14 protein-coding genes are annotated in these 16,852 nt (G+C 72.0%); 8 read left to right on the forward strand and 6 right to left on the reverse strand.

Annotated elements, in window-relative coordinates:
* Positions 1-229: 229 nt before the first annotated feature.
* The 5 genes from GA0070560_RS15450 (at position 230) to GA0070560_RS15470 (ending at position 6,154) form a co-directional block, all read left to right on the forward strand.
* Positions 230-1,891 (forward strand): ABC transporter substrate-binding protein, encoded by a 1,662-nt coding sequence (locus GA0070560_RS15450; protein WP_091297237.1) that lies wholly within the window; start codon positions 230-232, stop codon positions 1,889-1,891.
* Between the two features lie 77 nt (positions 1,892-1,968).
* Positions 1,969-2,973, forward strand: a complete 1,005-nt coding sequence (locus tag GA0070560_RS15455) for an ABC transporter permease (RefSeq protein ID WP_091297241.1) — start codon at positions 1,969-1,971, stop codon at positions 2,971-2,973.
* Positions 2,970-3,932, forward strand: a complete 963-nt coding sequence (locus GA0070560_RS15460; protein ID WP_091297244.1) for an ABC transporter permease — start codon at positions 2,970-2,972, stop codon at positions 3,930-3,932. The genes GA0070560_RS15455 and GA0070560_RS15460 overlap by 4 nt, the downstream gene beginning before the upstream one ends.
* Before the next feature lie 6 nt (positions 3,933-3,938).
* Positions 3,939-5,054: an ABC transporter ATP-binding protein gene (locus GA0070560_RS15465; RefSeq protein WP_091297248.1), complete on the forward strand. Its 1,116-nt coding sequence runs from the start codon at positions 3,939-3,941 to the stop codon at positions 5,052-5,054.
* Positions 5,051-6,154 carry an ABC transporter ATP-binding protein gene (locus GA0070560_RS15470; protein ID WP_091297252.1) on the forward strand — a complete coding sequence of 368 codons (1,104 nt, stop codon included), beginning with the start codon at positions 5,051-5,053 and terminating at the stop codon, positions 6,152-6,154. Before GA0070560_RS15465 ends, GA0070560_RS15470 begins: the two co-directional genes overlap by 4 nt.
* A gap of 76 nt (positions 6,155-6,230) precedes the next feature.
* On the opposite strand, the gene GA0070560_RS15475 is transcribed toward GA0070560_RS15470, so the two are convergent.
* Positions 6,231-6,695: a hypothetical protein gene (locus tag GA0070560_RS15475; protein ID WP_091297255.1), complete on the reverse strand. Its 465-nt coding sequence runs from the start codon at positions 6,693-6,695 to the stop codon at positions 6,231-6,233.
* Positions 6,677-7,336: an HNH endonuclease family protein gene (locus GA0070560_RS15480; RefSeq protein WP_091297257.1), complete on the reverse strand. Its 660-nt coding sequence runs from the start codon at positions 7,334-7,336 to the stop codon at positions 6,677-6,679. Before GA0070560_RS15480 ends, GA0070560_RS15475 begins: the two co-directional genes overlap by 19 nt.
* Before the next feature lie 135 nt (positions 7,337-7,471).
* On the opposite strand from GA0070560_RS15480, the gene GA0070560_RS15485 reads away from it, so the two are divergent.
* The gene (locus GA0070560_RS15485) at positions 7,472-8,932 is read left to right on the forward strand and encodes an MFS transporter (RefSeq protein WP_425412655.1); all 1,461 of its coding nucleotides are present in this window, start codon (positions 7,472-7,474) and stop codon (positions 8,930-8,932) included.
* Positions 8,933-9,228: 296 nt separating this feature from the next.
* On the opposite strand, the gene leuA is transcribed toward GA0070560_RS15485, so the two are convergent.
* From leuA to GA0070560_RS15505, 3 genes are all read right to left on the reverse strand, one after another.
* Entirely contained in the window at positions 9,229-10,980 is a 1,752-nt protein-coding gene (gene leuA / locus GA0070560_RS15495; protein WP_091297266.1) for a 2-isopropylmalate synthase, read from the reverse strand.
* A 375-nt stretch (positions 10,981-11,355) separates the two neighbouring features.
* On the reverse strand, positions 11,356-11,886 hold the full coding sequence (locus GA0070560_RS15500; RefSeq protein WP_091297270.1) for a nitroreductase family protein: 531 nt from the start codon (positions 11,884-11,886) through the stop codon (positions 11,356-11,358).
* An 83-nt stretch (positions 11,887-11,969) separates the two neighbouring features.
* Entirely contained in the window at positions 11,970-12,755 is a 786-nt protein-coding gene (locus GA0070560_RS15505) for a hypothetical protein (protein WP_245675538.1), read from the reverse strand.
* Between the two features lie 251 nt (positions 12,756-13,006).
* Here GA0070560_RS15505 and GA0070560_RS15510 point away from each other — a divergent pair, with 251 nt between their 5' ends.
* Together GA0070560_RS15510 and GA0070560_RS15515 are read left to right on the forward strand one after the other, a co-directional pair.
* Positions 13,007-14,272 (forward strand): aspartate kinase, encoded by a 1,266-nt coding sequence (locus GA0070560_RS15510; RefSeq protein ID WP_091297277.1) that lies wholly within the window; start codon positions 13,007-13,009, stop codon positions 14,270-14,272.
* A gap of 5 nt (positions 14,273-14,277) precedes the next feature.
* Complete coding sequence (locus GA0070560_RS15515) at positions 14,278-15,336, forward strand: aspartate-semialdehyde dehydrogenase (protein ID WP_091297280.1); 1,059 nt, start codon at positions 14,278-14,280, stop codon at positions 15,334-15,336.
* A 114-nt stretch (positions 15,337-15,450) separates the two neighbouring features.
* Here the strand turns inward: GA0070560_RS15515 and GA0070560_RS15520 are convergent, their stop codons facing one another.
* On the reverse strand, positions 15,451-16,827 hold the full coding sequence (locus GA0070560_RS15520; RefSeq protein ID WP_425412656.1) for a sensor domain-containing diguanylate cyclase: 1,377 nt from the start codon (positions 16,825-16,827) through the stop codon (positions 15,451-15,453).
* Positions 16,828-16,852: the final 25 nt, after the last annotated feature.

Genomic DNA, 16,852 nt, shown 5'->3' on the forward strand with positions numbered 1-16,852 from the left:
AGGCCCGGAGCGGTCAGGGCGACGTAACAGTTTGGCATCGCACTTTCGGATCGTTCGGCAAAGCCGGTGTTCTACCTTCGATTCTTCGGCTCAGTCGCGGCTGGGACACGATCCGATACCAACCCGCCATTCGCCGGTTTCCGCAGCGTCCACCCGGGGGCTATGGTCACCGCCATCGGTGACCCCTGTCACCACGTTGTCCGTACCCCCAAGGACGAGGTGAAGCACCATGCGTGCACCCAGGCCGAAGGCCGCGATCGCGGCCGTCGCGGTCGCGGCCCTCGCGGTAGCAGGCTGCGCCGAGAGCAACCGTGAAGACAGCGGCGGTAGCAAGAAGGACACCCTGGTCTTCGGCGTAGCCGGAGACCCGAAGGTGTTGGACCCGAGCTTCGCCAGCGACGGTGAGTCGCTGCGCGTGGCGCGTCAGGTCTTCGAGACTCTGGTCCGTCCGGAGGAGGGTGGCACCAAGGTCACCCCCGGCCTGGCCGAGTCCTGGACGCCGGACGCCGCCGGCACCACGTGGACCTTCAAGCTGAAGTCCGGCGTGAAGTTCCATGACGGCACCGAGTTCAACGCCGAGGCGGTCTGCAAGAACTTCGACCGCTGGTTCAACGCCAAGGGCCTCATGCAGAGCCCGGACGTGACCGCGTACTGGCAGGACGTCATGGGCGGCTTCGCCAAGAACGAGAGCGCGGACCTGCCGCCGAGCCTCTTCAAGTCCTGCACCGCCAAGGACGCCGCCACCGTCGACCTGGCCTTCACCCGGGTCTCCAGCAAGATCCCGGCCGCGCTGATGCTGCCGTCGTTCTCCATCCACAGCCCGAAGGCGCTGGATCAGTACGACGCCAGCAACGTGGGCGGCACCGCCGAGGACATCAAGTACCCGTCCTACGCGATGGAGCACCCGACCGGCACCGGCCCGTTCAAGTTCAAGTCCTGGGACATCGCGAACAAGACGCTCACCATCGAGCGCAACGACGACTACCACGGCAACAAGGCCAAGCTGAAGACCCTCGTCTTCAAGACCATCTCGGACGAGAACGCGCGCAAGCAGGCGCTGCGCTCCGGCGACATCCAGGGGTACGACCTGGTCGGCCCGGCCGACGTCGAGCCGCTGAAGAAGGACGGCTTCAACGTCCTGACCCGTCCGGCGTTCAACGTGCTCTACCTGGCGATCAACCAGAAGGGCAACCCGAAGCTGGGTGACCTCAAGGTGCGGCAGGCCATCGCGTACGCGCTGAACCGTCAGGCGCTGGTCGACTCGAAGCTGCCCCCGGGCGCCAAGGTCGCGATGAACTTCATGCCGGACACCGTCGAGGGCTGGAACGGCGACGTCACCAAGTACGACTACAACCCGGAGAAGGCCAAGCAGCTGCTGGCCGAGGCGGGCGCGTCGAACCTGACGCTGAAGTTCCACTACCCGACCGAGGTCACCCGGCCGTACATGCCGAACCCGAAGGACATCTTCGAGCTGCTCTCGGCGGACCTCAAGGCGGTCGGGATCAACGTCGAGGCGATCCCGCTGAAGTGGAGCCCGGACTACCTCAACGCCACCACCTCCGGCAGCAAGCACGACCTGCACTTCCTCGGCTGGACCGGTGACTACGGCGACGCGTACAACTTCATCGGCACCTTCTTCGACCGGCCGAAGGACGAGTGGGGCTTCAACAACAAGGCCCTGTTCGACCAGTTCCGCGACGCCGACAGCACCGCCGACCAGGCGGCCCGGGTGGAGAAGTACAAGGCCCTCAACAAGGCGATCATGGACTTCCTGCCGGGTGTCCCGGTGTCGCACTCGCCGCCGGCCATCGTGTTCGGCAAGGACGTGACGGGCATCAAGGCCAGCCCGCTGACCGACGAGCGGTACGCCACCGCCGAGTTCAAGTCCTGACCTGAGGTAAGGAACGCGGGCGGGCGCCGTCTACACGGCGCCCGCCCGCACCCCTCCGCACCCCCTTCGAGGCCGCCGTGTTCCGGTTCATCGTCAGACGCCTGCTCCAGCTGATACCGACGCTGTTCGGGCTCTCTCTCCTGCTCTTCATCTGGCTCCGTCGACTGCCCGGCGGTCCGGAGACCGCCATCCTCGGTGAGCGTGGCACCCCCGAGATGCGCGCCGCGATCCGTCGCAACATGGGCCTCGACGAGCCGATCATGGTGCAGTACGCCCGCTTCGTCCGGCGGCTGCTCCGCCTGGACCTCGGCACCTCGACCGCCACCAAGCGTCCGGTGGTCACCGAGTTCCTGGAGCGTTTCCCCGGCACCGTCGAGCTGACCGTCATGGCACTGGTGCTCGCGATCGGCGTCGGCATCCCGCTGGGCTACCTCGCCGCCCGGCGTCGGGGCCGGCTGCTCGACCACCTCTCGGTCGGTGGCTCGCTGATCGGCATCTGCATCCCGGTCTTCTTCCTGGCGTACGTCTTCAAGGCGATCTTCTCGGAGAACCTCGGCTGGTTCCCCTCCTCGGGCCGGCAGGACCCGACGATCGACGCCACCCGGATCACCAACTTCTTCATCCTCGACGGCCTGCTGACCCGGGAGTGGGACGCGGCCGCCGACGCCATCTGGCACCTGGTGCTCCCCGGCCTGACGCTGGCCAGCATCCCGCTGGCGATCATCGTGCGGATCACCCGGGCGAGCGTGCTGGAGGTGCTCAACGAGGACTTCGTGCGCACGGCCGAGGCGAAGGGCCTGACCGAGTCGACGGTCCGCCGCCGGCACGTGCTGCGCAACGCCATGCTCCCGGTGGTCACCTCGATCGGCCTGCTCACCGGTGGCCTGCTCTCCGGCGCGGTGCTGACCGAGACCGTCTTCGGCTTCACCGGCATCGGGGCCTTCGTCGCGGAAGCGATCAGCCAGCGCGACTACCCGGTGCTGATGGGCTTCATCCTGATCATCGCGGTGGTGTACGTGCTGGTGAACCTCCTGGTCGACCTCTCCTACAGCCTGATCGACCCGAGGGTGAGGGTCCGATGACGATCACCAGCGGCAAGAAGAAGCAGAAGATCGACCGGCTCGCCGAGCTGGCCGCCCGGGACGACGAGCGGGGGGTGAGCCTCTGGCAGGAGGCGTTCCGCCGGCTGCGCCGCAACCCGGCGGCGATCGTCGGAGCGGTGATCCTGGCGCTCTTCGTGGTGGTGGCGGTCGTCGGCCCGTTCCTGGTGCCGTACAGCCCCACGGACACGATCGGCATCCGGGACGGGCTGATCAAGCCGGGGGTCATCCCCGGCATCGACGGCGACCACTGGCTCGGCCTGGACCACCAGGGCCGCGACGAGTTCAGCCGACTGGTCGTCGGAGCCCGGCAGACCCTGCTGGTCGGTGTCGTCTCCACGCTGATCGGCCTGGCCGTCGGCGCGCTGATCGGTGGCGTGGCGGGTGCCGCGGCCGGTCTCGGCGGCCGGTGGGGACGCTGGATCGACAGCACCCTGATGCGGTTCATCGACATGATGCTGGCCATGCCGAGCCTGCTGCTGGCGGTGAGCATCGCCGCCCTGCTCGGCGCGAGCCTGACCACCGTGATGATCGCGGTCGGTGTGGTCTCCGTGCCGGTCTTCGCCCGGCTGCTGCGCGGCTCGATGATCTCCCAGGCGAACAGCGACTACGTGCTGGCCGCCACCTCGCTGGGGGTACGGAAGCCGAAGATCGCACTGACCCACGTGGTGCCGAACTCCCTCGCCCCGGTCATCGTCCAGGCCACCCTCACCCTGGCCACCGCGATCATCGAGGCCGCCGCGCTCTCCTTCCTCGGCCTCGGCAACCCGGACACCTCGGTGCCGGAGTGGGGCGTGATGCTCGCCGACGCGCAGCAGTACCTCGACATCCGGCCCGGCCTGGCGGTCTACCCGGCCCTGGGGATCATCATCACCGCCCTCGGGTTCACCCTGCTCGGTGAGGCGATGCGCGAGGCCCTCGACCCGAAGCTGCGGAAGTAGGAGACGATGGCACTGCTCGAAGTGGACGACCTCTCCGTCACCTTCTCCCGCCGCGGCCAGCGGACCGTGCGCGCCGTCGACGGGGTCTCGTTCTCCGTCGACGCCGGTGAGGTGGTCGGCCTGGTCGGTGAGTCAGGCTGCGGCAAGAGCGTCACGTCGCTGGCCATCATGGGCCTGCTGCCCAAGCAGCCCGGCCTGGCCGTCGGCGGCAAGGCGGTCTTCGACGGCACCGACCTGCTCCAGCTGGACGACCGCTCCCGCCGGGACATCCGTGGCCGCGACGTGGCGATGATCTTCCAGGACCCGCTCTCCTCGCTGAACCCGGTGATCCCGATCGGGTTGCAGGTCACCGAGGTGCTCGCCCGGCACCGGGGGATGAAGGGCGCGGCCGCCGAGAAGGAGGCGGCGGCGCTGCTGGACCGGGTCGGCATCCCCGACCCGAAGCGACGGCTCAAGGAGTACCCGCACCAGCTCTCCGGCGGCATGCGGCAGCGGGCCCTGATCGCCATGGCGGTGGCCTGCAAGCCCCGGCTGCTGATCGCCGACGAGCCGACCACCGCGCTGGACGTGACCATCCAGGCGCAGATCCTGGAACTGCTCAAGGAACTGGTCCGCGACTCCGGCACCGCGCTCGTCATGATCACGCACGATCTGGGCGTGGTCGCCGGCATGTGCGACACCATCAACGTCCTCTACGCCGGCCGGGTGGTGGAGACCGCCCGCCGCCGTCCGCTGTTCCGGGAGCCCCGGCACCCGTACACCGTGGGTCTGCTCGGTTCGGTGCCGCGCCTCGACGCGGGCCGGGGCGAACGGCTCAACCCGATCCCCGGTTCGGTGCGCGACGTGCTGCCCTGGCCGGACGGCTGCGCCTTCGCGCCGCGTTGCTCCCGCCGGGTCGACGAGTGCGTGGGGGAGCCGCCCCAGCTCGTGCTCACGTACGACGGGCGCGGCTACCGGTGCGTCAACCCCGCGCCGGTGCCCGGCACCGAGCCGGGCCAGGAGGTCCGGGACACGGTGCCGACGCAGGCCGCGCCGGGTTCGGTGCCGGCACAGGCCGAACCGAACGACCCGCCGACGGTGCCGGGTCTCGGCCCCGCCCCGAGCGAGGAGGAGACAGCGTGAGCGACGACGACATCCTCGTCGAGGTCCGCGACCTGAAGGTGCACTTCCCGATCAAGCGGGGCGTGATCTTCGATCGTACGGTCGGCCACGTCAAGGCGGTCGACGGCGTCGACCTGCGCATCCCGCGCGGCAAGACGTACGGCCTGGTGGGTGAGTCCGGCTGCGGCAAGTCGACGCTCGGCAGGGCGCTGCTCCAGCTCACCCCGCCCACCGACGGTCAGGTCGTGTTCGACGGCGTCGAGCTGACCACCCTGCCGGCGGGGAAGCTGCGCACCATGCGCCGTCGGATGCAGATGATCTTCCAGGATCCGATGTCGAGCCTCGACCCCCGGCAGAACGTCGAGTCGATCCTCACCGAGGGGTTGCAGACCCACGGGATCGGAAAGGACCGCGACGACCGGCGGCGGATCATCGGGGAGACGCTGGACGCGGTGGGGCTACCCCGGTGGGCGCTCTCCCGCTACCCGCACGAGTTCTCCGGCGGTCAGCGGCAGCGCATCGGCATCGCCCGGGCGCTGGTGCTCGGCCCGGAGCTGATCGTCGCCGACGAGCCGGTCTCCGCGCTCGACGTGTCGATCCAGGCCCAGGTGGTGAACCTCCTCGACGAGCTGCAGGACAGCCTCGGCCTCACCTACCTGGTGATCGCGCACGACCTCGCCGTGGTCCGGCACATCTCCGACATGGTCGGCGTGATGTACCTCGGCGCGCTGGTCGAGGAGGCACCGAGCGACCGGTTGTACACCGAGCCGCTGCACCCGTACACCCGGGCGCTGATGTCGGCCGTCCCGGTGCCCGACCCCGACGTGGAGGACCGGCGGGAGCGCATCCTGCTCGCCGGTGACCTGCCCTCGCCGGCCAACCCGCCGTCGGGGTGCCGGTTCCACACCCGCTGCCCGTGGGCCCAGCCCACCCGGTGTGCCGACGAGCGGCCGGTGCTGCGGGAGATCGGCGCCAGCCGGGTCGCCTGCCACTGGGCCGAGCAGATCGCCAGCGGCGAACTGCGCCCGCACAAGGTCAGCGCCGAGGTGGTCCGCCCCGAGGGTGAGGGAGAGACGCCGGGCGTCGTCTCCGCGCCCAGCGAGCCCGGCTCGTACGTCTGAGTGACATCGCGCCTCCCGGCAGGGCCAGGCGCAGCCCGAGCGTGACACCCCGTGCGGGTGTCACGCTCGGGGTGTCTCAGCCCTCCGGGCGGTGCAGCAGGGCGACCGCGACGGCGTGCACGGCGTCCAGCCCGGCCGGTTCGGCGAGCTCGGCGCTGCCGCCGGTCACCGCGTACCACTCGTCGGCGTCCTTGTACTGCACGGACAGTCGGACCTGGCCGTCGGCGTACGACGTCCGCAGGGTCAGCTCACCGGTGACCACGCCGACCTCGTCGGTCATCACCCCGCCGGGGCCGGCGACCAGGTCCGCGGTCAGCTCGCGGGGTGACCCGGCGCCACCGGCGTCGGCGTTCATCCCGGCGCCGGGGACTTCGGCGGAGCCGGCCGGGCGTCCGTCGGCGGTCATCCCGGCGGTGGTGGCGCCGGGCGCAGGCGTGGGCTCGCCGCTGTCGGTGGCCGCAGCCGCGTCGTCCCCGGTCGCGTCCGGCACCGCTTCGGGCGCGGGTGTGCCCCCCGCCCCGGTCACGGCTTGTTCGCCCATGTGCACCCCTCCAACATGTCGCTGAGGGCGGCCTTCTCGGCACTGGTCACCGTCAGCCGCCAATGGTGTTTGACCGTCACCCAGTCCGCGGCGTACCTGCACCAGTACGACCGGTTCGCCGGTTTCCACTGCGACGGGTCCTGGTCACCCTTTGCCCGGTTGGACGAGGCGGAAACCGCGATGAGCTGCGGTCGGGTCAGGTCGTTGGCGAAGTCCCCGCGCTTCGCGTCGTCCCACTCGGCGGCCCCGGAACGCCACGCGTTGGCCAGCGGCACCATGTGGTCGACGTCCACGTCGGAGGGATCGGTGAAGGTCCGCCCGTCGTAGACGCTCTCCCAGTGCCCCGCCACCACGTTGCAGCCGGAGAGCCGGATGTCCTCACCGTCGCGCTTGAGGACGCTGTCCCGGACGTCGCAGTTCTTGCCGGTGTCCCGCCAGTGCGGGAAACGGGCGCGGCTGTAGCCGCGCATCGAGCCGGCCTTCGCCACGGGCAGCTCGGCGAGCTGCTCACCGACGTTGCCGGCGTTGCTGGGCGGCGCCTCCGGCTCGTCGACCACGACCTCGCACCCGGCCACACCGAGGGCGAGGACGGTGGCGAGCGCGGCCGCCACCGTCGCACGAGCTTCTGATCTGGTACGCACAGACGACACCTCTCCAGCTTGCGGGCTCCCGGCGATCCCGCACAGTACCCGGGCACGGTTTCGGCGTTTCGTGGAATCTCCCACCGGGCGCGGGGAGTATTGGTACCCGTGACTGCACCCGCTCACGCGCTCAGGATGGGCACCGGAGCCGGCCGGGGAACTCTGCTGGCGGCGATCCTCGCGTCCGGGATGGTCTTCCTGGACAGCACCGTGGTGAACGTGGCGCTGCCCCGACTCGGCGCCGACCTCGGCGCGACCGTCGCCGGCCTCCAGTGGACGATCAACGGCTACCTGTTGACCCTGGCCGCGTTCGTCCTGCTCGGCGGCGCGCTCGGGGACCGTTTCGGCCGGCGACGGGTCTTCCTGCTCGGCGTCGTCTGGTTCGCCGCCGCTTCCGTCCTGTGCGGTCTGGCGCAGGACACCGGCTGGCTGGTCGCCGCCCGGTTCCTCCAGGGCGCCGGCGGTGCGCTGCTCACCCCCGGCTCGCTCGCCGTGCTCCAGGCCAGTTTCCATCCCGACGACCGGGGACGGGCGATCGGCGCCTGGTCCGGCCTGTCCGGCGTGGCCACCGCGCTCGGCCCGTTCCTCGGCGGCTGGCTGATCGACGCGCTCTCCTGGCGGTGGATCTTCTTCATCAACGTGCCGTTCGCGGTCGGCGTGATCCTCGCCGCCCTGCGCTGGGTGCCGGAGAGCCGGGACGAGGACGGCACGCGGGCCGGGGGGACGAGCCGCCGCTTCGATGTGGCCGGCGCGCTGCTCGGCGCGCTCGGCCTGGCCGGGATCACGTACGCGCTGATCGACGCCCCGGCGCGCGGCCTCGGCTCGCTCCCGGTGCTGGCGGCCGCGCTGGTCGGCGTCCTCGCGGCGGTGGCCTTCGTGCTGGTGGAACGCCGCCGGGGCGAGACCGCGATGCTGCCGCTCGGCCTCTTCACCAGCCGGCTCTTCTCGGTGCTCAACATGTTCACCGTGGCGGTCTACGCCGCGCTCGGCGGGTTCACCTTCTTTCTCGCCGTGTACCTCCAGAACGTCGTCGGCTGGTCGGCGCTGGAGACCGGGCTGGCCACCGTCCCGCTGACCGTGCTGCTGCTGGTCGGCTCGGCCCGGGCCGGGGCGCTCGCGACCCGGATCGGTCCCCGGCTGCCGCTGACCGTCGGCCCGGTGCTCGCCGCCGCCGGACTGCTGCTGCTGCGCCGGGTCGACCGGGGCGCGTCGTACTGGGCGGACGTGCTGCCGGGGGTGACCCTCTTCGGCATCGGGCTGACCCTGGTGGTGGCGCCGCTGACCGCGTCGGTGCTGGCCGCCGTGGCCGACCGGTTCGCCGGGGTGGCGAGCGGCTTCAACAACGCCGCCTCCCGGGTCGGCAACCTGCTGGCGGTGGCCGCGCTGCCGCTGCTCGTCGGCCTCTCCGGCGGCGGGTACGAACAGCGCGACGAGTTGACCGCCGCGTACCGGGGCGCGCTCGCCTGGTGCGCCGGGCTGCTGCTGGCCGGGGCGCTCACGGCCGGCCTGTTCGTACGCCGGCCGCCCCGGCCGGCGCCACCGTCTCAGCCCTGCCCCTCGCTGCCCGCGTCGACCCCGCCGGACGCGCCAGGGTGACCAGACCGTCGTCGAGGTCGTGGCGGGCCCCGACGATCAGCAGCCGGCCCCGGTCCTCCCGGCGAGCGGCGACGGTCGACTCCGGGTCGGCGACGTGGCGGTGTCGCGAGCGGACGGACACAGTCATGCCGGCGACATGGAGTGGATCGAGCGACCGGCCGAGCCGGCACCCTCGCCCCGCCCGACGGGTCGGACGCGCCACGGGCCCGACGAGGTGGCCTTCGGCGGGATCATCCCGGCCTGAGCGGTCACGAGGGGCCCCACCGGTGCGGCGGGGCCCCTCGTGACCGTTTCCGTCAGCCGCGGGCGCGGTTCACCGCGCTGGTCACCGCCTTGATCGAGGCGGTGACGATGTTGGCGTCCGTCCCGACGCCCCAGACCGTGCTGCCGTCCACGTCGCACTCGACGTACGCGGCGGCCTGCGCGTCACCACCGGAGGAGAGCGCGTGCTCGTGGTAGTCGAGCACGCGTACCGCCACGCCCACCGACTGCAGCGCGTTGACGTACGCGTCGATCGGGCCGTTGCCGACCGCGGTGAGCGTGTGCTGCTCCCCACGGCGCGCGACGCGGGCCTCGATCTCGACCTTGCCGTCGACGGTGCCGATCGTGTAGCCGGCCAGCGTGACCGCCGGGTCCACCTGGTGGTCGACCAGGTAGTTGCGGGCGAAGATGTCCCACATCGCGCCCGGCTCGACCTCGCCGCCGCCGTGGTCGGTGACCTGCTGGACCACGCCGGAGAACTCGATCTGGAGCCGGCGCGGCAGGTCCAGTTGGTGCTCGGTCTTCATGATGTACGCGACGCCGCCCTTGCCGGACTGCGAGTTGACCCGGATGACCGCCTCGTAGGTGCGGCCCAGGTCCTTCGGGTCGACCGGCAGGTACGGAACCGCCCAGGTGTGCTGGTCGACCGGCACACCGGCAGCCTCGGCGTCCCTGGTCAGGGCGTCGAAGCCCTTCTTGATGGCGTCCTGGTGGGAGCCGGAGAAGGCGGTGTAGACGAGGTCGCCCGCGTACGGGTGGCGCTCGTGCACCGGCAGCTGGTTGCAGTACTCGACGGCCCGCTTCACCTCGTCGATGTTCGAGAAGTCGATCATCGGGTCGATGCCCTGGGAGAAGAGGTTCAGGCCCAGCGTCACCAGGTCGACGTTGCCGGTGCGCTCGCCGTTGCCGAACAGGCAGCCCTCGATCCGGTCCGCGCCGGCCAGCAGGCCCAGCTCGGCGGCGGCCACCCCGGTGCCGCGGTCGTTGTGCGGGTGCAGGCTCAGCACCAGGCTGTCCCGTCGGGGCAGGTGCCGGTGCATCCACTCGATCGAGTCGGCGTACACGTTCGGCATGGCCATCTCGACGGTGGCCGGCAGGTTGACGATCAGCTTGCGGTCCGGGGTCGGGTCGACCACCTCGATGACCTTGGCGCAGACCTCCAGCGCGTACTCCAGCTCGGTGCCCGTGTACGACTCCGGCGAGTACTCGTAGTGGATGTCGGTGTCCGGGGTGTGGATCTCCGCGTACTTGCGGCACAGCCGGGCACCCTGGGTGGCGATGTCGGTGATGCCGTCGCGGTCCAGGCCGAAGACCACCCGGCGCTGCAGCGTCGAGGTGGAGTTGTAGAAGTGCACGATCGCCCGGCGTGCGCCGCGCAGCGACTCGAAGGTCCGGTCGATCAGGTGCTCCCGGCACTGGGTGAGCACCTGGATGGTGACGTCCTCCGGGATCAGGTCCTGCTCGATCAGCTGCCGGACGAAGTCGAAGTCGGTCTGGCTGGCCGAGGGGAAACCGACCTCGATCTCCTTGTAGCCCATCTGCACCAGCAGCTGGAACATCCGCCGCTTGCGTTCGGGGGACATCGGGTCGATCAGGGCCTGGTTGCCGTCGCGCAGGTCGACCGCGCACCAGCGGGGCGCGGTCTCGACGTGCCGGGTCGGCCAGACCCGGTCCGGCAGGTCGATCCGGAACTGCTGCTGGTACGGCTGGTAGCGCCGGAACGGCATCCGGCTCGGACGCTGCCGGGCGATGGGATCGGTCTCGGCGTCGGTGACGGGTTGAGCCATGGCGGAGTGCTCCCGTGGGTCATGTCGGGCGTCAGCAATCGGAAGGTGTCGGCCTGCTGCCGGGCGACGGTGCCCGGTGGGCCAGAGAAGTTCGGATGTGCTGGACGGCGCGGTTCGACTCCGCGACGAGGTGCCGGCCGGTCAGGCCTCGTCGCGGCGACCAAGGAGGAGGTACGCCCGCCACATGACAGGGTCACCCTACGTGGTGAGACTGGGGGTGGGAAGGCAGGTCCGGACTATGGGACCGGAGTCACCGTCGCGGCTGCGGCCAGGAGCGTGCAGTTTCCAGGATCGGGTGGCATCGGCACGGGCCGGAGGCCACTACATCCAGGATCGAGCGCACCGCCCCACCCGGCGGCGGTGGGCCCTGCGCAGTCAGCGCAGCAGCAGGGCGGGCACCGGCTGGCGGCGGCGCAGCGCCGTCTCCCGCCGGCGCAGCTGCTCGGGGAGGGCGAACGGGTCGCCGAGCCGGCCGATGGCGGTGACCACCAGGGGGCGTACCTCCGGCGGCAGGTCGAGGTCGGCGCAGAGCGCGGCCCGGTCGAAGCCGGTGAGCTGGTGCGCGTGCAGTCCCAGCGCGGTGGCCTGGACGGTCAGGTGGGCCATCGCCTGACCCAGGTCGTACCCGGTCCGCTCCGGGTCGCCGCCGGTGTGCGCGCCGAGCACCAGGGCGCAGGCGTGTCGGGCCCAGCGTTGGTCGTGGTCGGGAAGGCTGACCAGGAGCCGCTTCCAGGTCTCGTCGTGGCGGTGACCGAGGGCGAACCGCCAGGGCTGGGCGTTGCCCGCCGACGGCGCCCAGCGGGCGGCCTCCAGCAGCGAGGCCGCCTCGTCGCCGGTGAGCTCGGCGTCCGGGTCGAAGGCGCGGGGACTCCAGCGGAACGCGAGCAGCGGGGTGAGATCGACCATGCGTAGAGCGTCCCGTATAGGCGTTTTGATCTCCGAGGCGGGCCGGTCAAATGTGGGCAAGAGCACCCGTAACGCCACGCGGGTCAGGGCGTTCCCGCGCTCGGGCTCTCCTCGACGGTCGGCGCGTCCGGGCCGATCGGCTCGGCGGCCACCACCGGGCCGGCCAGCGCGACCGTGGCCGGCCCGGGGCCGGGCGCCCCGGCCAGGGTGAGGGTGCCCAGCGCCGCCCGGACGTGGGTGGGTGTCCCGTCCGCCTCGTAGCAGTAGATGCCGACGTCCAGGGGCGGGTGGAGCGAGGCGGAGGTGGTCTCGACGGCGTAGCAGCGCCCGGCCACGCCGGCGGGCGGGGTGGCGGGGGAGACCGCCAGCGGGGTCCGCCGGTCGGTGAGCACCTCCAGCCAGTCCGTGAACGGGTGCTGCACGCGGGGGTCCAGCCGGCGTGGCACGACGTCGTCCCGGTCGCCGAGGCGTACGCAGCTCGCGCCCTCCGGGCGGCCGACCGACGGCAGGCCGCACTGGAAGAGCCCGTCGGCGGTGGCCGCGAGCGAGACGTCGGCCATGCCGCCGAGCGCGCCGCCCGGGACGTCGACCCGCCAGGTGCCGTCCTCGGCGCGGACCACGGTGACGTCCCGGGCCGGGCCGTCGGTGCCGGTGAGGGTGTAGCGGGCGGTGAGGTGGCGGTCCCGTGCCGCCGCCGCCAGCGCCGCCAGCTCGTCCCGGGCCGCGTCGGCCCCGGCGGGCGCGGGATCGGCCGCTGCGCTGGTGGCCGGCACGACCGGCGGGTCGGCGGTGCAGGCCGCGAGGAGGGCCGCGAGGAGCAGGGTCAGCGCGCCGGTCAACCGTCGCGGCGCGCGTAGCTGGGCATGCACCGGGTCATTCTGCGCCGCGTTCGCGCCGCGTGCGGACCCGTGCGGCCCGCGCGGCGTGCCGGCGTGTCGCCCGCCACCGACAACGGCCGGAACCGCAGGTCCGGCCGGTCCGGGTCGCCGGATGGTGGGATCACCCGACCCGGCCTCGCGTACCGCCCGATACCCTGGGAAGGTCTGACGCGCGCCGCCGGAGGAGAGAAACCGGCGGCGTCGGCACGCTCAGGGTCGTCGCCGGGAGGGAGTGCACCGTCGTGGCACTCGTGGTGCAGAAGTACGGCGGGTCCTCCGTCGCCAACGCCGAGCGCATCAAGCGGGTCGCCGAGCGCATCGTGGCCGCCCGCAAGGCGGGCGACGACGTCGTGGTGGTGGTCTCCGCCATGGGCGACACCACCGACGAGCTGCTCGACCTGGCCAACCAGGTCAGTCCGCTGCCGCCGGGTCGCGAGCTGGACATGCTGCTCACCGCCGGGGAGCGGATCTCCATGGCGCTGCTCGCCATGGCCATCCACAACCTGGGGTACGAAGCCCGCTCGTTCACCGGCTCCCAGGCCGGCGTGATCACCACCTCGGTGCACGGCAGGGCGCGGATCATCGACGTCACCCCGGGGCGGCTCAAGGGCGCGCTCGACGAGGGCGCGGTGGTGATCGTCGCCGGCTTCCAGGGCGTCTCGCAGGACACCAAGGACGTCACCACGCTGGGGCGGGGCGGCTCGGACACCACCGCCGTGGCGCTCGCCGCCGCGCTGTACGCCGACGTCTGCGAGATCTACACGGACGTGGACGGCATCTTCAGCGCCGACCCGCGGATCGTGCCGAACGCGCGGCACATCAAGCAGATCACCTACGAGGAGATGCTGGAGCTGGCCGCCTGCGGCGCCAAGGTGCTGCACCTGCGCAGCGTGGAGTACGCGCGGCGCGCGGGGTTGCCGATCCACGTCCGTTCGTCATACTCGACCAACACCGGCACCATGGTCACCGGATCGATGGAGGACCTTCCCGTGGAACAGGCGCTGATCACCGGGGTCGCCCACGACCGCAGCGAAGCCAAGATCACGATCGTCGGCGTGCCGGACGAGCCGGGCGCAGCCGCGCGGATCTTCGACACCGTGGCCGGTGCCGAGATCAACATCGACATGATCGTGCAGAACGTCTCCACCGAGGGCACCGGCCGGACGGACATCTCGTTCACGCTGCCCAAGGCTGACGGCCCCACCGCGATGGCCGCGCTCAGCAAGATCCAGGAGGCGGTCAAGTTCAAGGGCCTGCTCTACGACGACCACGTGGGCAAGGTGTCGCTGATCGGCGCCGGCATGCGGTCGCACCCGGGTGTCGCGGCCGGCTTCTTCGCCGCGCTCGGCGCCGCCGGCGTCAACATCGAGATGATCTCCACCTCGGAGATCCGGGTCTCGGTGGTCTGCCGGGACACCGACCTCGACAAGGCCGTCCGCGCCATCCACGACGCGTTCGAGCTGGGCGGGGACGCCGAGGCCGTGGTCTACGCGGGGACGGGACGGTAGCACCGGTGACGGGACGGCCCACCCTGGCCGTGGTCGGGGCGACGGGTGCCGTCGGCACCGTGATGTGCGAGCTGCTCTCCTCCCGGCGCGACGTCTGGGGTGAGATCCGGCTGGTCGCCTCGGAGCGTTCGGTCGGGCGGAAGGTGCGCTGCCGGGGCGAGGAGCTGACCGTCGGGGCGCTCACCGCGGAGGTGTTCGACGGCGTCGACGTGGCCATGTTCGACGTGCCGGACGAGGTCTCCGCCGAGTGGGCCCCGGTCGCGGTCGACCGGGGCGCGGTGGTGGTCGACAACTCCGGCGCGTTCCGGATGGACCGGGACGTCCCGCTGGTGGTGCCCGAGATCAACCCTGAGCAGGTGCGTAACCGGCCCAAGGGGATCATCGCCAACGGCAACTGCACCACCCTCGCCATGATCGTGGCGATCGCCCCGCTGCACCGCGAGTACGGGCTGCGCGAGCTGGTGCTCGCCTCGTACCAGGCGGCGTCGGGGGCGGGTCGGACGGGCGTGGACGCGCTGCACGGCCAGCTCGGCAGGATCGCCGGCGACCGGGTGCTCGGTTCCCGCCCTGGCGACGTACGGCAGGCGGTCGGTGAGGAGCTCGGCCCGTTCCCCGCGCCGCTGGCGCTCAACGTGGTGCCCTGGGCCGGGTCCTTCACCGAAGGGGGCTGGTCCTCCGAGGAGATGAAGATCCGCAACGAGTCCCGCAAGATCCTCGGGCTGCCCGACCTCAAGGTCTCCGCGACCTGCGTACGGGTACCGGTGGTGACCGGTCACTCGGTGGCGGTGCACGCGGTCTTCGCCACCGAGGTGGACGCCGAAAGTGCCCGTGAGGCGCTGCGCAACGCCCCGGGTGTGATCCTGGTGGACGACCCGGCGGCCGGCGAGTTCCCGATGCCGATCGACGCGGTCGGCACCGACCCCTCCTGGGTCGGCCGGATCCGCCGCGCGCTCGACGACCCCCGCGCCCTCGACCTCTTCGTCACCGGCGACAATCTGCGCAAGGGCGCCGCCCTCAACACCGCCCAGATCGCCGAACTCCTCGCCAAGGAACTCACCCGCTGACCCTCCGCGATCTTGCACTTCGGGTCGCTGGTTCGCCCGGCTGGTGGCTCTTTGTCCGGGCCGTAACTGCAAGATCGCGGGGGCGGGGGGCGGGGGGCAGGGGGGCGGGGGGGGTTAGGGGGCGGCGAGGCGGACGCCGTCGCGGCCGTGCCGCTTGACCGCGTACAGGGCCTGGTCGGCGCGGCGGAGGGTCACCTCGGCCGGCTCGCCGGGATGGGGCAGGGCTACGCCGACACTGATGGTGCGGCCGGTGCGTCTCGCCGCCTCGGTGAGCCGTTCGGCGATCCGGACCGCCTCGTCGGGGCGACTGACCTCGATCACCGCGACGAACTCGTCGCCGCCGATCCGGTACAGCTCGTCGCCCTGGCGCAACGCCCCCTCCAGGGCCCGGGCCAGCCCGACCAGCAGCCGGTCCCCGGCCTGGTGGCCGTACGTGTCGTTGACCGCCTTGAAGTCGTCCACGTCGATCGCCAGCAGTGCGGTACGCCCCGGCGTGGCCGTCCGGATCCGCTGCCCGAAGGGCCCGGTGTGGCGCAGGCCGGTGAGCGGGTCGGAGCTGGCCTGCTCGCGGAGCCGGGCCAGGGTGCGCAGCCGGTCCACCGCGCCCCACGCCTGGCCGGCGAGCAGTTCCATCAGGTTGACCGTGGTCGGGTCGGGCCGGAGCAGCCGTTCGTCGGCGACCAGCAGCACCCCGCCGGAGTCGGGCGGGCCCACCGGCACCGACACCAGGGTCCGCACCCCGGCCCGGGCCAGCGGCTCGTACTCCTCGGTCGGGGGCAGTCCGGCCTCGCCCAGGGTGTACGCCGATCCGTGCCGGTGGGCGCGGCCGACCAGCCGGCCGAGTGGCCCGGCCCCCGCCTCGGTCAGTTCGGCGCGGATGCGCGCCTCCAGTTCACCGGGGTCGCCGGTCGGGTCGCCGACCCGCGGTCCGCGCCGGCCGCCGAGCACCAGTACGGCGGCGGAGAGGGTGGAGACGTCCCGGGCCGCGGTGATCGCGGCGGCCATCAGCTCCCACTCGGTGGGAGCCGAGGTCATCGCGGTGGCGTGCCGGAGCAGCTTCTCGCTGCGGCTCTCGGCCGGCGGCCCGCCGAGCGCCGTGATCCGGGCGCCGAGCCGGCCGGCCAGCCGTTCGGCGGTCGTGCGCCAGGAGCCCAGCTCGACGGGCTCGCTCCACTGCAGGTCGAGCACGCCGATCGGGCGGCCCGCCGGGTCCAGCACCGGCACGCAGATCTCGGCGGTGACGTCGGGGCGTACCGGGAGGTAGTCCGGGTCGTCGGCGACGTCACCGACGGTGGCGCTCTCGCCGGAGGCGTAGACCCGGCCGACGATGCCGGACTTCGGCGGCACGGTGGAGAAGACCTGCCAGGCCCCGGTCGCCGCGACGCAGCGCAGCCGGTCGTGGACCTGGAGCAGGACGGAGATCGTCGCGGGGGCGTACCGGGCGAGCGCGGTCACGGTCCAGTGGCACGCCTCGACCGCGGTCGACGCCATCTGCAGGCGGACCGTGACGTCCCGG

Source organism: Micromonospora halophytica (assembly GCF_900090245.1).
GTDB lineage: Bacteria > Actinomycetota > Actinomycetes > Mycobacteriales > Micromonosporaceae > Micromonospora > Micromonospora halophytica.

Bases quoted from the DNA above. Each gene is read 5' to 3' on its own strand.
- leuA (WP_091297266.1), bottom strand. From the start codon at position 10,980: ATGGCTCAACCCGTCACCGACGCCGAGACCGATCCCATCGCCCGGCAG.
- GA0070560_RS15460 (WP_091297244.1), top strand. From the start codon at position 2,970: ATGACGATCACCAGCGGCAAGAAGAAGCAGAAGATCGACCGGCTCGCC.
- GA0070560_RS15465 (WP_091297248.1), top strand. From the start codon at position 3,939: ATGGCACTGCTCGAAGTGGACGACCTCTCCGTCACCTTCTCCCGCCGC.
- GA0070560_RS15475 (WP_091297255.1), bottom strand. From the start codon at position 6,695: ATGGGCGAACAAGCCGTGACCGGGGCGGGGGGCACACCCGCGCCCGAA.
- GA0070560_RS15520 (WP_425412656.1), bottom strand. From the start codon at position 16,827: ATGGCGTCGACCGCGGTCGAGGCGTGCCACTGGACCGTGACCGCGCTC.
- GA0070560_RS15450 (WP_091297237.1), top strand. From the start codon at position 230: ATGCGTGCACCCAGGCCGAAGGCCGCGATCGCGGCCGTCGCGGTCGCG.
- GA0070560_RS15485 (WP_425412655.1), top strand. From the start codon at position 7,472: ATGGGCACCGGAGCCGGCCGGGGAACTCTGCTGGCGGCGATCCTCGCG.
- GA0070560_RS15500 (WP_091297270.1), bottom strand. From the start codon at position 11,886: ATGGTCGATCTCACCCCGCTGCTCGCGTTCCGCTGGAGTCCCCGCGCC.